The organism is Rhodococcus yananensis (genome assembly GCF_020515525.1).
In the GTDB taxonomy this organism is placed as follows: domain Bacteria; phylum Actinomycetota; class Actinomycetes; order Mycobacteriales; family Mycobacteriaceae; genus Rhodococcus; species Rhodococcus yananensis.
This window is the reverse complement of the sequence record NZ_JAIYEP010000010.1, coordinates 1-13333: the sequence shown is the minus strand read 5'-3', so window position 1 is coordinate 13333 and position 13333 is coordinate 1. Positions and strand designations below refer to the sequence as shown.

The window sequence follows — 13333 nt, the reverse complement described above, 5'->3', positions numbered from 1 at the left end:
TTCCTCGACTCAGCTCCGGACGCGAAACGAACTGGGCGTCTTACCCGTCCAGCGTTTGAACGCGCGCCGGAACGCACTCGGCTCCGAGAATCCGAGGCGGGCGGACAGGTCGTCGACGGGTTGGCCGCGTCGCAGGCCCGCCACGGCGAGATCGAGCAGCACCTGTTCCCTCAACTGACCGAGGGACGTGCCTTCCTGTCGCAACAGTCGACGCAGATGCGGTGGACTCACCGCGAGCGTCGCGGCGATCTCGTCCGCCGTCGCCGTCCGCCCCTTGACCCCGGACTCGAAGATGCTACGCACCTGCGCGGACACCGTCGAATCGTATTCGCGTTCCGACAGCATGAGATTCGGTGACTCACGGAGATACTCCTCGAGCGTCTCCTCGGTCCGGACGACGGGCGCCGACAGCGCGGAGCCGTCGATCTCGAGGGCGGCCCGACCCGCCCCGAACGTCACCGGCACTCCGAAGATCGCGTCGTAACTGCGGGCGAGTACCGGATCGGGTGCGGCGTACGGCAACAGCACCGACACGAGCGGCACCCGACCTCCGACGAGCCACGCGGCGAACCGATGCAGCAGCATCAGCAGGAAATCGATCGTCACCCGGGTCTTCTCGGTGACCTCGCCGGGCAGCACGATATCCAGGAACGTGGTGTCCTCACCGGGTGTCAGGCTCAGTGGCGGCAGGGATATCAACACGCGGTTGACATCGACCATCCGTTCCAACACGTGGGCGAGGTCGCGGCAGTGGACCAGCGTCAGACACATGATGCGGAACGATCCGCGCGGCACCGGACCGTCACCGAGACCGAACAACTCGTCGTCGGTGATCTGCCAGACCTTTCTGGTGAACGCGCTGACCTGTTCCGGTGTGAGTCGCGCGTGCGGATGGCTCAGCACCGCGCGGCTGATCCGGCCCGCGTCGAGGGCCGGGGTGAGATCGATACCTTCGTTCGCTGCGAGATGGACTGCACGACCGACGAAGTCGGAGGGGATCGTGGGCGACGACATCGGTTACGGTGTCTCCCGGCGATCGGCGGGCGCCAGGGTGCGCAACCGACGCACCGCTTCGGCCAGGACATCGTCACGTTTGCAGAACGCGAAGCGCACCAGGTGGTTCCACGACGCGGCATCATCGGCGAAGACGCTCACCGGGACGGCGGCGACGCCGATCCGTTCGGGGAGCGACCGGCAGAAGTCGACCCCGTCGTCGAATCCGAGGGGTCGGATGTCGGCGCAGACGAAGTATGTTCCCGCAGAATCGAGAACGTCGAACCCGGTTTCGGTGAGCGCCCGGGACAGCGCGGTCCGTCGGCGTTGCAGGTCGGCCCGCATCGTCGATATCCACGACTGCTCGTGCCGCAGCGCGTACGCGACGGCGGGTTGGAACGGACCGCCGCCGACGAAGGTCAGGAACTGTTTCGCGGCGCGTACCCCGTCGACGAGTTCGCGGGGGCCGAGCGCCCACCCGATCTTCCAGCCGGTGACGTTGAAGGTCTTCGCGGCACTCGAGACGGTGACGGTGCGTTCGGCCATGCCCGGCAGGGAGGCGAGCGGCACGTGGCGGCGCCGGTCGTAGACGAGGTGCTCGTACACCTCGTCGGACAACACGAGCAGGTCGTGGTCGCAGGCGAGGCGGGCGAGTGCCTCGAGTGCGTCCGGCTCGTACACGGTGCCGGTCGGGTTGTGCGGGGTGTTGACCACGATCATGCGGGTGCGATCGGTGACGGCGGCACGCAGGGCAGCGACGTCCGGAACGAATCCGCTGCCCCGTCGGGCGAGCGGCACGGCGCGGCGGGACGCCCCGGCCAGCGCCACCGCAGCGGCGTACGAGTCGTAGTAGGGCTCGGTGAGCAACACCTCGTCGCCGGGTTCGACGAGACCGAGCAGGGCTGCGCTGATCGCCTCGGTCGCGCCGACGGTGACGAGAACCTCGGTGTCCGGGTCGTATCGCACTCCGTAGCGTTCGGCGCGGTCCGCGGCGATCGCCGCACGCAACTCCGGTGTTCCGGGGCCCGGCGGATACTGGTTGAGTCCGTCGGCGATGGCGCCGCGGGCAGCCTCGAGCATGGCCGGTGGTCCGTCGACGTCGGGAAAGCCCTGCCCCAGGTTGATCGCGTCGTGTCGCACCGCGAGCGCCGTCATCTCGGCGAAGATCGTGGATGTGAACGGTCGCAGCCGCGCGACGGTGCGGCTGGGGCCCGAAGACGACGAATCGACCATTTCTGCAGCGTAGCCGCCGGGCCGAGTGGTGTGGTGACCGCCACGTCACATCTGCGGGGCCTGTCTCGTCCACATGATGGAGACTCGGAAATGCGAGTCGGGAATCACGGACGAGGGAGGACGTCATGACCAGGATCGCGCCGGTGCGCCCGGAGCAGGCCGGACTGTTCACGAAGATCGCCTACAGGATCGCGGGGCGCATGTTCGGCGAGGTGCCCGAGCCGTTCGCGGTGAGCGCGCATCACCCGGGCCTGCTGCGGGCGAGCGGCCTGCACGAGATGCTCGCCGAGCGCACCTCGAAGACACTGCCGAAGAACGTGCGGGAGATCGCCGTGTACCGGGTGGCGTGGACGATCGGATGCTCGTGGTGCGTCGACTTCGGGACGATGCTCCAGCGTCTCGACGGTCTCGACACCGAACGGCTCGAGCACATCGCCGAATATGCCACGTCCGACCTGTACAGCGACGACGAGAAGGCAGCGATCGCATACGCCGACGCGATGACCGGGGACGTCGCGAACGCGGTGACCGACGAGCAGGTCGCCGATCTCGAGCGTCGCTTCGGGCCGGCGGGGGTGGTGGAACTGACCTACCAGATCGGGCTCGAGAACATGCGTGCCCGGATGAACTCGGCGCTCGGCATCCACGACCAGGGCTTCAGCACCGACGCGTGCCGGGTGCCGTGGGAGAGCACCGACAGCGGTGGCGGGGATGCGGGTCAGGGCAGCACGATCTCGGCGATCACACCGGGGTTGAACGCGACTTCCCAGCGGAAGCCGTCCGGATCGGCGAAGTAGCCGGTGTAGCCACCCCACGAACGTTCGACGCCCTCCCCGACGGGATCCGCGCCGGCGCTGCGCGCGGTGGCGAGGACGGTGTCGACCTCCTCGCGGGTCGCGACGTTGTGGGCGAGGGCGATCGGGGGAGGAGCGTCGGGTGTGAGGTCCACCCCGACCTCCTCCTCGAATTGCGCGCGGTCCCACAGGGACAACATCACGTGCTCGCCGACGCAGATCATCAGGACCTCGCCGGGCACGTCGACCGTGGACGTCCAACCGAGCCCGTCGAGGTAGAACCGGCGGGAGCGGTCCACGTCGGCGACGGCGAGCGTGATGAAGCTGATGCGTTGGTCCATGGTCACTTCTCGACCTCCGGTGTCGGGGTTTCGGCCTCGGAGTGTGCCGCGATGCGCAGGCCCGCGAACTTCTCCGGGTTCGCGATGTCGTAGGCGGCACACACCCGTCCGTCGCGGACGGTGACGGCGAGGACACGCGGCGGGAATCCGGGGTGGGTGTCGTCTCCGGGAGAACCCGGGTGGACGAAGCCGAGCCTGCCGTTGACGAGCACCGGTCGGAAGGCCAGCAGCGATTCGGGGCCGTACATCCGCACCAGCCCGAGGAAGAACCGGGCGGACCGGTCGGCGCCGACGATGACGTTGAGTGCGGTGCGGGTGGTGCCCCCGGCGTCGCCGATGGCCCGGGCATCCGGTGTCAGCGCCGCCAGGACGGTATCGATGTCGCCGGTGGCGAGCGCGGCGACGAGTTGCTGGGCCGCCCGTTCGTGTTCTTCCGCCGGCACCGGGGGCGGCGCGTCGGCGACGGCCCGCCGCCCCCGCGACGCGAGTTGCCGGGCCGCAGGTGCCGCGATGTCGAGGATCCGCGCGATCTCGTCGAACGGCACTCCGAATCCGTCGTGCAGCACGAACGCGATGCGCTGCGACGGGGTGAGGGTGTCGAGGATGACGAGTGCGGCCAGCCGATTGTCGTCGCCCCGAATCACCTCGTCGAGGGGGTCGGGTGGGGTGGTGCCCGTGAGCGGGGTGACGATCGGTTCGGGCAACCACTGGCCGGTGTACGTCTCTCGCCGGACCGCCGCCGAACGCAGCCTGTCGAGACACAGCCGCCCGACGACGGTGGTCAACCAGGCGCGCAGGTCCTCGATGCTGTCGTTATCGGCACCGTCGAGTCGCAGCCACGCCTCCTGCACGGCATCCTCGGAGTCGGCGACGCTGCCCGTCAGGCGGTAGGCCACGGACATCAGATGCCCACGGTGTTCCTCGAACGAGACCGCCGGTTCGGCTGCGCGCATGCCCTCGATGCTCGCACACTGCCGGTGTACGCGCCGCGACACATCGCGCATCCGGGAGGCCGGAAATGAACAGGGGACAACCGGTGGGGGAGCCGTGACGGTCACGAGTGCGGGTCTGCTGCTGTACCGGATCGACGACGCAGGCCTGCTGTCGGTGTGGTTGGTGCATCCGGGCGGGCCGTACTGGCGGAACAAGGACGAGGCGGCCTGGTCGATTCCGAAGGGCGAATACGTCGATGGTGAGAACCCGCGGGATGTCGCGCTGGCCGCCGCGTTCGGGGCGGATCCGACGGTTCCCGGAGGTGGACGACGCACGGTGGCAGACCGTTCCGGAGGCCACGCCCCGACTCGTCAGGGGGCAGCGGCCGATCCTCGATGCGTTGAGGGTACACCTCGACGATGTCGGCAGGCGGTACCGGGTGCGGTGATCGCCCCGTGCTCGACGACATGTCCGTCCGGACGGGCAAGACTGTTCAGGGTTTTCTGAATTCAGGGTTTCATGTACTGTTGGGGCGTGGAATCGGTGCTGCATCGGGACGCGCTCACCCGCTTCGGATATGCCCTGTCGGATACGACGAGGACGCAGGTCCTGCTGAACCTTCGGGCGGGTCCGGCGTACCCGTCCGAGTTGGCCGACCGGATCGGGGTCTCTCGGCAGGTGCTGTCGAATCATCTTTCCTGCCTTCGCGGTTGCGGGCTGGTTGTGGTCGTTCCGGAAGGTCGGCGCAGCCGGTACGAGTTGGCCGACCCGCGCATCGGGCGGGCGCTCGACGATCTGGTCGGACTCGTGCTGGCCGTGGACCCGAGCTTCTGTCCGGACGCCGACGACAGGGGATGCTGCTGATGCCTTCCCGTCTCGGAACGCCGACGGGCAGATCTGTGCCGTCCGGCGACCGGAGGCGAGTGCTGGCACGCAGGATCCGGTGGTTCGTCACCGCGACGATCGCGTACAACATCATCGAAGCGGTCGTCGCGATCGGCGAGGGAGCGCGGGTGTCGTCCACCGCGCTCATCGGTTTCGGTCTCGATTCGGTGATCGAGGTGTCGTCCGCCGCGGCGGTGGCGTGGCAGTTCGCGGGTGCGGACCCGGAGAGGCGGGAGAAGGTCGCGCTGCGGATCATCGCGCTGTCGTTCCTCGCGCTGGCCGGGTACGTGACGGTCGACGCGATCCGTGCCCTGTTCGGTCTCGGCGAGGCCGGGCACTCGCGCATCGGGATGGTGCTCGCTGCGGTCAGTCTGATGATCATGCCCGTGTTGTCGTGGGCGCAGCGCCGCGCCGGTCGTGAACTCGGCTCACTCTCCGCGGTTGCCGATTCCAAGCAGACCCTGCTGTGCACCTACCTGTCCGCGGTGTTGCTGATCGGCCTGCTGCTCAACGGTCTGTTCGGCTGGTCCTGGGCCGATCCGGTCGCCGCCCTCGTCATCGCGGCCATCGCCGTGCGGGAGGGTGTGAACGCATGGAACGGTGACGTCTGCTGCACCGCACCGGTTTCCAATGGAGCGTCCGCTGAGTACGGCGCGGATGCCGACTGTTGCGGTCGTTGATCGTGCTCGTTGCAGTGGGACGTCCCGGTCGACGCGTCGCTCAGCGGCAGCAGTTCGGGTCGAGTACCGCGCGCAGTGCTTCGAGTGCGGCGCCGCGTGCGCGATGGTGCACGTTCATGCCGCGTCGCTCGGACTCGACCATGCCCGCCTTGCGGAGCTGACCGAGGTGGTGGCTGACGGTGGATTCGGCGAGTCCGACGGCGGCCGCCAGGTCGCACGTGCACGGTGCACCGTCGTCGGCGGTGAGCAGGATCGACATCAGTCGGACGCGAACCGGATCGGCGAGAGCCTTGAGTCGGAGTGCGACCTCCAGGGCGGCGGCGTCGGTCATGGGGGCGGACGAGACGGGCGCGCAGCAGATGGGTGCGGAGACGTCGATCGTCGGGAGCGTCTTCGGCATGACACCACCCTAGCCAGGCTCTTGACTTATGTCGAACGGGTAGCGCACTCTGGCGGGCGCCAGCAATTCGATATACATCGCAGAGGTGGAGGCGTCATGTCCCGCGTACAACTCGCACTCAACGTCGACGACCTGGAGGAGGCGGTCACGTTCTACACGAAACTCTTCGGCTCCCCGCCGGTGAAGCTGGAGTCGGGCTACGCGAACTTCGCGCTCACCGAACCACCGCTGAAGCTGGTGCTGTTCGAGAACCCCGGCAGCGGTGGCACCATCAACCATCTCGGAGTCGAGGTCGGTTCCTCGGAGACCGTGCACGCGGAGATCGCCCGGCTCACCGGTGAGGGACTCTTCACCGACGAGGAGATCGGAACGACCTGTTGTTTCGCCACGCAGGACAAGGTGTGGGTGACCGGGCCGTCCGGGGAGAAGTGGGAGATCTACACCGTCCTCGCGGATTCGGAGACCTTCGGTTCGAGCCCGCGACACATCGACGGCCCGTCCGTCGCGGAGGCCGACGGCTCCTGTGGCGCCGTCACCGAGCCGGCTCGCTGAAGGTCGTGCGTCGGGGCCACCGTGCGCGGGTGGCCCCGACCCACTCACCTCCGGTTCTCGCCGATCAGCTCGACGATCAGTGCGTGGACCTTCGTCCGGATCTCGTCGCGGATCCGACGTACGCTCTCGGTTCCCTGCCCGGCCGGGTCGTCGAGCACCCAGTCCCGGTACGAGATACCGGGGAAGACCGGGCACGTGTCGCCGCACCCCATCGTGATCACCACGTCCGATGCCTCGACCGCGTCCGCGGTGAGGACCTTCGGGTTCTGCGCGGAGATGTCGATGCCGAGCTCGGCCATCACCGCGACCGCGACCGGGTTCACCCGATCGGACGGTGCGCTCCCGGCGGATCGCACCTCGATCCGGTCACCGGCCAGTTCGGTGAGGAACCCGGCGGCCATCTGCGACCGGCCGGCATTGTGGACGCAGACGAACAACACGCTCGGTGTGGGCACGGTGTCAGACCTCCTTCGGTGACAGCGGTGCGGTGGATGATTCGCGGTCCGTGAACCGTGCGCGCAGCGCGAGCGAGACGTAGACCAGGCCGACGAGCACCGGAACCTCGATCAGTGGGCCGACCACCCCGGCGAGGGCCTGTCCGGAGGCGGCCCCGAAGGTGGCGATCGCCACCGCGATGGCCAGCTCGAAGTTGTTGCCCGCCGCGGTGAACGCAAGGGTGGTGGTGCGCGCGTAGCCGAGTCCCAGTGCGGCACCGAGTAGATAACCGCCGGCCCACATGATCGCGAAGTACGCCAGCAGCGGAAGCGCGATCCGCACGACGTCGACGGGGTTCGAGGTGATCCGGTCGCCCTGGAGCGCGAACAGGATCACGATCGTGAACAACAGCCCGTACAGGGCCCACGGACCGATGCGGGGCAGAAAACGCTCCTCGTACCAGGTTCGTCCCCGGGCCTTCTCTCCGATGCGGCGGGTCAGGAACCCGGCGAGCAACGGGATGCCCAGGAAGACCAGCACGGAACGCGCGATCTGCCACGGAGAGACATCGAGGGTGGTCTGCTCGAGCCCGAGCCATCCGGGCAGCACGGACAGGTAGAACCAGCCCAGGGCGGCGAACATGATCACCTGGAACACCGAGTTGATCGCGACCAGTACCGCGGCGGCTTCTCGGTCGCCGCAGGCGAGGTCGTTCCAGATGATGACCATGGCGATGCATCGCGCCAGTCCGACGATGATCAGTCCCGTGCGGTACTCCGGGAGATCCGGCAGGAACAGCCACGCCAACGCGAACATCAGCGCCGGGCCGAGGATCCAGTTCAGCAGCAGTGAACCGAGCAGCATCCTGCGGTCGCCCGCGACGGTGTCGAGGCGGTCGTAACGCACCTTCGCCAGCACCGGGTACATCATGATCAGCAGGCCGAGCGCGATCGGCAGTGAGATTCCGTCGATCTCGACGGCGGACAATGCGTCGCCGAGTCCCGGGACCGTGCGCCCCAGAAGGAGCCCGGCGATCATCGCGACACCGATCCACACCGGGAGGAACCGGTCGAGTACGGACAGTCCGCCCACGACGGTGGGGGCTGCTGTCGCCCCGGTCACCGGTGGGCCTCCGCCGCGGAGTCGTCCGGGACGGGGCTGCACCGTGAGCCCTCCACTACGCCCGGTTCGGGTGCGAGCGCCCTCGCGAGCTGCGCCAACGCGGACGGGATCACCCGGTAGTACACCCATGTCGCGCGGCGTTCGCACTCGAGCAGACCGGCCGTGCGCAACACCTTGAGGTGGTGGGAGATCGTCGGCTGCGACAGGTCGAACGACCCGGAGATGTCGCAGACACATGCCTCTCCGCCGGGGTGGGAGGCGATCAGCGACATCAAGCGCAGGCGCACCGGGTCGCCGAGAGCCTTGAACATCGCGGCCAGCTCGCCGGTCCGGTGTTCGCTCAGCGGCTCGTGCATCAGCGGCGGGCAGCACGGCTCGGCGCCCACCTCGATCTGGTTCGACATCTTTCTATATTGACAGCTATCGATTCAATGCGCGAATCCGACCGGTGCGCGGTGGCGGTCCGCATCCACCCTTTCGTTCACCGTGCGCGCAACCGTTGGCGTCGACCGCGCCGACCGAGATGCTGACCGGGTCCTGATCGAACCGTTCCCGACCCGACCGGAAAGGGGCTGTCGTGCACAGCTGTCCGAACTGTCGCTGAACAACGCCGAACGTTCTCGAACCGCAGCCCGCGCCGAGCGGGCCGACACGATACCGCTCGCGCCGAGCGGGCCGACACAAGGACACCTCCCACGATGTCGCAATCGACACAACAACCGTCGACCTCGCGCCGACGACTCGCCCCCGCTGTAGCCCTCGTGACAACGCTGCTCGCCCTGGTCGTCGTCGGCACTGCGTGCTCGTCGCGTTCCGAGGCCGCGGTCACCGCAGACGGCCGCACCGTGCTTCGCTACGAAGGCGCGGCCGGACAGGTCGGATTCCCCGAACTCGCCGAGGCTCTCGGGTACTACGAGAGGATCGAACTCGACTGGATCGGCGACAACGGCAACGGCCCCCAATCGCTGCAGAACACCGCGACCGGCCAGATCGACTTCGGTTCCGCGTTCAACGGTGCCGTGATCAAGGCGCAGGCCGGCGGGTCACCGCTCACCGGGGTGCTCGCCTCCTACGGGTCCGACGAACGGACCTTCAACGGGTACTACGTCCTCGACGACGGTCCCATCCGCTCCGCCCGCGACCTGATCGGCAAGAAGGTCGGGATGAACACCCTCGGCGCCCACCACGAGTTCCTGGTGCGTGAGTGGCTCGCGCAGCAGGGGCTGACCGCCGACGAGATCGCCCGGGTCGAACTGATCGTCGTGCCGCCCGTCAACACCGAACAGGCATTGCGAGAGGGACAGATCGACGTCGGCACGCTCGGTGGCATCTTCCGCGAGACCGCCGTCGAACGCGGCGGCCTCCGGCCGCTGTTCACGGACGAGTCGTTGTTCGGCTCGTTCAGCTACGGAACCTACGTGTTCCGAAACGATTTCATCGCGCGCAACCAGGATGCCGTGGCCGATTTCGTGCGGGGAACCGCGCGTGCCATCCGGTGGGCCCAGACCACCCCGCGCGACCGGGTCGTCGCGACGTTCGAGGAGATCATCGACGGCCGCGGACGCAACGAGAACACCGACCTCGTCGGGTACTGGAAGAGTCCCGGGATCGCCGGACCGGGCGGTGTGGTCACCGACCAGGAGATCCGGACGTGGCTCGACTGGCTCACCCGCAACGGCGAACTCGACGACGGTGCGCTCACTCCGGCCGACGTCTACACCAACGACCACAACCCGTACGCCGACGGCACCTACGACCCGGCGAGCGGCCCCGACGGACAACCCCTGCAGGAGGAGTCGAAATGAGCAGCGACCCCAAACTCCGGCTCGAACACGTCACCAAGCGATTCCCGGTGCGCGGCAGCGACGACACGTTCACCGCGCTCGACGACGTCAGCTTCGATCTCGCCGAGGGGGAACTCCTCGTCCTCGTCGGCCCGAGCGGATGCGGCAAGTCCACCCTGCTCGATCTGCTCGGTGGGCTCACCGCCCCCACCTCGGGGCGAATCCTGCTCGACGGCAGACCCGTCACCGGCCCCGGGCTCGACCGGGGAATCGTCTTCCAGCAGTACGCACTCCTTCCGTGGCGCACCGCCCGCGCGAACATCGAGTTCGGTCTCGAGGCCGAGGGGCTACCCGCACGGACCCGGCGCGAAGTCGCCGACCACCATCTCGAACTCGTCGGACTGGCCGGTTTCGGTGACCGCTACCCGCACGAGCTGTCCGGCGGGATGAAGCAGCGCGTCGCGATCGCTCGCAGTCTCGCGTTCGACCCCGAGGTGCTCCTCATGGACGAACCGTTCGCGGCGCTCGACGCCCAGACTCGTGAGTCGCTGCAGGACGAACTGTTACGGATCCGGCTCGAGACCGGCAAGACCATCCTGTTCATCACCCACGGTATCGATGAGGCCGTCTATCTGGGGCAGCGCGTCGCCGTCCTCACACCTCGGCCGGGGCGTGTGAAGACGATCGTGGACGTCGACATCGACCGCACCGTCGACGACGTCCGCTCGACCGAAGAGTTCCGTCACCACCGCCACATCGTCTGGACCGAGTTGCACTCCGAGACCGACCCGGCGGCGGGAAGTTCGCACGCCTCCGCGCCCCTAACGAAAGTGGTGGATCATGTCCGGAACTAGCGCGACCCTCGTTCGTGGCACTGCCGATGCGGTTGCGGCCGGCCCGGGCGTCGGCTCTGCGGGCCCCGCCGACGCGGGTGCCACAGATTCGGTGACGTCCGCGCGCGCGGGGCTCGCTCGACGGTTCGGCTCGTTCGTGTGGGGGCTTATCGAACCGGCCGTCGCGATCGTCGTGTTCTTGGCGCTGTGGGAGATCGCGCCTCGGGTCGGGCTCGTCGACGCGGTGTTCCTTCCTCCGTTCAGCACGGTCGTCGATGCGCTCGTCGACCTCGTCGTGTCGGGTCGACTCGCCGACCACCTCGGAGCCAGCCTGTCGCGTGCCGTCACCGGGTTCGCGGTCGCGTTGCTCGTCGCGGTGCCGTTGGGTGTGGTGATCGGCTGGTATCGGTCGGTCTCCGTGCTTCTCAACCCGATCCTCGAGATGTTCCGCAACACGGCGGTGCTCGCGTTGCTACCGGTCTTCGTTCTGGTGCTGGGGATCGGTGAGACCTCCAAGGTTGCGCTCGTGATCTACGCGAGTGTGTTCCCGATCCTGCTCAACACCATCTCCGGTGTGCGTACCGTCGATCCGCTGCTCGTCAAATCAGCTCGCTCACTGGGGCTTCCGACCTATCGATTGTTCCAGAAGGTGATCCTTCCGGCTGCCGTACCCACGATCTTCACCGGCATCCGGATGGCCGCCGCATCCTCGGTCCTGGTGCTCATCGCGGCCGAGATGGTCGGTGCGAAAGCAGGTCTCGGATACCTGATCACCGCATCACAACTCAACTTCCAGATCCCGAACATGTATGCCGGGATCGTCGCGATCTCCGTCGTCGGACTCGTCTTCAACGGTGTCCTCGTCGCCGTCGAACACCGGCTGTCGCGCTGGCGCGGCGCACAGCAGTAACAGTTCCCACCACTCCCGAGAGGTAGTTCATGTCCGATCAACACATCCACCTCAACGCCTTCCTCATGGGCGTCGGACACCACGAGGCCGCCTGGCGGCACCCCCGCACCGAGGCGCACCGCGTGCTCGACGTGGAGCACTTCCGCGAACTCGCGCGGATCGCCGAACGCGGCCGGCTCGACTCGGTGTTCCTCGCCGACGGACTGGCCGTCGGTCCCCGCATCGAACACAACACTCAGGCGGTGTTCGAGCCGCTCACACTCCTGTCGGCGATGGCGGTGGCCACCGACCACATCGGTCTCATCGCCACGGCGTCCACCGGCTACAACGCGCCGTTCCACCTGGCCCGTACGTTCGCGTCGCTCGACCACATCAGCGGTGGTCGTGCGGGCTGGAACATCGTCACCTCCGGCGGCGACGACGAAGCCCGCAACTTCGGATACGACCGGGTGCCCGACCACGCCGGTCGTTACGCCCGCGCCGCCGAGTTCGTCGACGTCGCGTTGTCGCTGTGGGACAGCTGGGAGGACGATGCCGTCGAACTCGACGTCGCGTCCGGCCGCTTCGCCGACCCCGCGAAGGTGCACGAGATCGACCACCGCGGAGAACGGTTCACGGTCCGTGGGCCGCTCAACACTCCGCGCTCCGTGCAGGGGCGCCCGCTGCTGGTGCAGGCCGGGTCCTCGGAGAGCGGCAAGGACTTCGCCGCCCGCTTCGCGGAGGCCGTGTTCACAGCGCAACGCACCCTCGCGGAAGGCCGGGCGTTCTACCGCGACCTGAAGGCACGCGTGGTCGCGGCGGGGCGCGATCCGCGGTCGCTGAAGGTGTTGCCGGGCATCGTTCCGTTCATCGGCGGCACCGAACAGGAGGCACGCGACCTCGAACGGGAGTTCACCGAGCTGATCTCACCGGCCTACTCGCTGCGTCAGTTGTCACGGATGGTGGGTGTCGACCTCACCGAGCACGCCCTGGATTCACCGTTGCCGCCGCTGCCCCCGATCGAGGAGATCCAGGGCAACAAGAGTCGCTTCCAACTGGTGAAGGATCTCGCCGTGAACGAGAACCTGACGGTGCGGCAGTTGATCGCGAAGCTCGGCGGGGGACGCGGGCACCGCAGGTTCGCCGGCACCCCGGAACAGGTCGCCGACCAGATCCAGCTGTGGGTGCGCAGCGGAGCCGCCGACGGTTTCAACGTCATGCCCCCGTACCTGCCCGGTGGGCTGGAGGACTTCACGGATCACGTGGTTCCGATCCTGCAGGCGCGGGGACTGTTCCGCACCGACTACGACGCCACCACACTGCGCGGCCACTACGGGCTGGACCGACCCCGGAGCAGGTTCGCCGCAGCCGAGACGGGGGCCGAGGTGGGGGTGTCGTCGGCCTGAACACCCGCGTGACCCGGTGCCCGCGTGACCCGGTGCCCGCGGGAACGCGGGCA

16 protein-coding genes and 1 pseudogene are annotated in these 13333 nt (G+C 68.0%); 9 read left to right on the top strand and 8 right to left on the bottom strand.

Features of this window, described 5'->3' with window-relative positions; translation table 11 throughout:
* Nucleotides 1–9: 9 nt before the first annotated feature.
* Nucleotides 10–1014, bottom strand: coding sequence for an AraC family transcriptional regulator (locus tag LDQ05_RS04140; RefSeq protein WP_226435625.1), 1005 nt, complete (start codon nucleotides 1012–1014; stop codon nucleotides 10–12).
* A 3-nt stretch (nucleotides 1015–1017) separates the two neighbouring features.
* Nucleotides 1018–2226, bottom strand: coding sequence for a pyridoxal phosphate-dependent aminotransferase (locus LDQ05_RS04135; protein ID WP_226435624.1), 1209 nt, complete (start codon nucleotides 2224–2226; stop codon nucleotides 1018–1020).
* Between the two features lie 125 nt (nucleotides 2227–2351).
* On the opposite strand from LDQ05_RS04135, the gene LDQ05_RS04130 reads away from it, so the two are divergent.
* Nucleotides 2352–3023, top strand: a complete 672-nt coding sequence (locus LDQ05_RS04130; RefSeq protein WP_226435623.1) for a carboxymuconolactone decarboxylase family protein — start codon at nucleotides 2352–2354, stop codon at nucleotides 3021–3023.
* Here the strand turns inward: LDQ05_RS04130 and LDQ05_RS04125 are convergent.
* Nucleotides 2945–3361 (bottom strand): VOC family protein, encoded by a 417-nt coding sequence (locus LDQ05_RS04125; protein ID WP_226435622.1) that lies wholly within the window; start codon nucleotides 3359–3361, stop codon nucleotides 2945–2947. The two genes, LDQ05_RS04130 and LDQ05_RS04125, sit on opposite strands and share 79 nt — an antisense overlap.
* Nucleotides 3362–3363: 2 nt before the next feature.
* Nucleotides 3364–4314, bottom strand: coding sequence for a sigma-70 family RNA polymerase sigma factor (locus LDQ05_RS04120; protein WP_226435621.1), 951 nt, complete (start codon nucleotides 4312–4314; stop codon nucleotides 3364–3366).
* A 94-nt stretch (nucleotides 4315–4408) separates the two neighbouring features.
* Between LDQ05_RS04120 and LDQ05_RS04115 the strand changes: the two are divergent.
* The 3 genes and pseudogenes from LDQ05_RS04115 (at nucleotide 4409) to LDQ05_RS04105 (ending at nucleotide 5859) form a co-directional block, all read left to right on the top strand.
* A pseudogene (locus LDQ05_RS04115) lies at nucleotides 4409–4742 on the top strand (hypothetical protein).
* A gap of 86 nt (nucleotides 4743–4828) precedes the next feature.
* Nucleotides 4829–5158: an ArsR/SmtB family transcription factor gene (locus LDQ05_RS04110; RefSeq protein ID WP_226435620.1), complete on the top strand. Its 330-nt coding sequence runs from the start codon at nucleotides 4829–4831 to the stop codon at nucleotides 5156–5158.
* Complete coding sequence (locus LDQ05_RS04105; protein WP_372461032.1) at nucleotides 5158–5859, top strand: cation efflux transmembrane domain-containing protein; 702 nt, start codon at nucleotides 5158–5160, stop codon at nucleotides 5857–5859. The genes LDQ05_RS04110 and LDQ05_RS04105 overlap by 1 nt, the downstream gene beginning before the upstream one ends.
* 40 nt (nucleotides 5860–5899) lie before the next feature.
* Here the strand turns inward: LDQ05_RS04105 and LDQ05_RS04100 are convergent, their stop codons facing one another.
* Nucleotides 5900–6259, bottom strand: coding sequence for an Rv2640c family ArsR-like transcriptional regulator (locus LDQ05_RS04100; protein WP_226435618.1), 360 nt, complete (start codon nucleotides 6257–6259; stop codon nucleotides 5900–5902).
* 96 nt (nucleotides 6260–6355) lie between these two features.
* Between LDQ05_RS04100 and LDQ05_RS04095 the strand changes: the two genes are divergently transcribed.
* Nucleotides 6356–6811, top strand: a complete 456-nt coding sequence (locus LDQ05_RS04095; RefSeq protein WP_226435617.1) for an ArsI/CadI family heavy metal resistance metalloenzyme — start codon at nucleotides 6356–6358, stop codon at nucleotides 6809–6811.
* A 44-nt stretch (nucleotides 6812–6855) separates the two neighbouring features.
* Here LDQ05_RS04095 and LDQ05_RS04090 read toward each other — a convergent pair whose 3' ends face one another.
* From LDQ05_RS04090 to LDQ05_RS04080, 3 genes are read right to left on the bottom strand one after another with little or no spacing between them, the layout of a single operon-like run.
* Nucleotides 6856–7266, bottom strand: a complete 411-nt coding sequence (locus tag LDQ05_RS04090; RefSeq protein WP_226435616.1) for an arsenate reductase ArsC — start codon at nucleotides 7264–7266, stop codon at nucleotides 6856–6858.
* Nucleotides 7267–7270: 4 nt separating this feature from the next.
* Nucleotides 7271–8368, bottom strand: coding sequence for an ACR3 family arsenite efflux transporter (arsB, locus tag LDQ05_RS04085; protein WP_287221666.1), 1098 nt, complete (start codon nucleotides 8366–8368; stop codon nucleotides 7271–7273).
* The gene (locus tag LDQ05_RS04080; RefSeq protein ID WP_226435615.1) at nucleotides 8365–8772 is read right to left on the bottom strand and encodes an ArsR/SmtB family transcription factor; all 408 of its coding nucleotides are present in this window, start codon (nucleotides 8770–8772) and stop codon (nucleotides 8365–8367) included. Before LDQ05_RS04080 ends, arsB begins: the two co-directional genes overlap by 4 nt.
* A 294-nt stretch (nucleotides 8773–9066) precedes the next feature.
* Here LDQ05_RS04080 and LDQ05_RS04075 point away from each other — a divergent pair, with 294 nt between their 5' ends.
* The 4 genes from LDQ05_RS04075 to LDQ05_RS04060 are packed head-to-tail and all read left to right on the top strand — an operon-like array spanning nucleotide 9067 to nucleotide 13280.
* On the top strand, nucleotides 9067–10173 hold the full coding sequence (locus LDQ05_RS04075; protein ID WP_226435614.1) for an ABC transporter substrate-binding protein: 1107 nt from the start codon (nucleotides 9067–9069) through the stop codon (nucleotides 10171–10173).
* Nucleotides 10170–11006, top strand: coding sequence for an ABC transporter ATP-binding protein (locus tag LDQ05_RS04070; protein ID WP_226435613.1), 837 nt, complete (start codon nucleotides 10170–10172; stop codon nucleotides 11004–11006). Before LDQ05_RS04075 ends, LDQ05_RS04070 begins: the two co-directional genes overlap by 4 nt.
* Nucleotides 10993–11895, top strand: coding sequence for an ABC transporter permease (locus tag LDQ05_RS04065; protein ID WP_226435612.1), 903 nt, complete (start codon nucleotides 10993–10995; stop codon nucleotides 11893–11895). The genes LDQ05_RS04070 and LDQ05_RS04065 overlap by 14 nt, the downstream gene beginning before the upstream one ends.
* 29 nt (nucleotides 11896–11924) lie before the next feature.
* Nucleotides 11925–13280, top strand: coding sequence for an LLM class flavin-dependent oxidoreductase (locus LDQ05_RS04060; RefSeq protein ID WP_226435611.1), 1356 nt, complete (start codon nucleotides 11925–11927; stop codon nucleotides 13278–13280).
* Nucleotides 13281–13333: the final 53 nt, after the last annotated feature.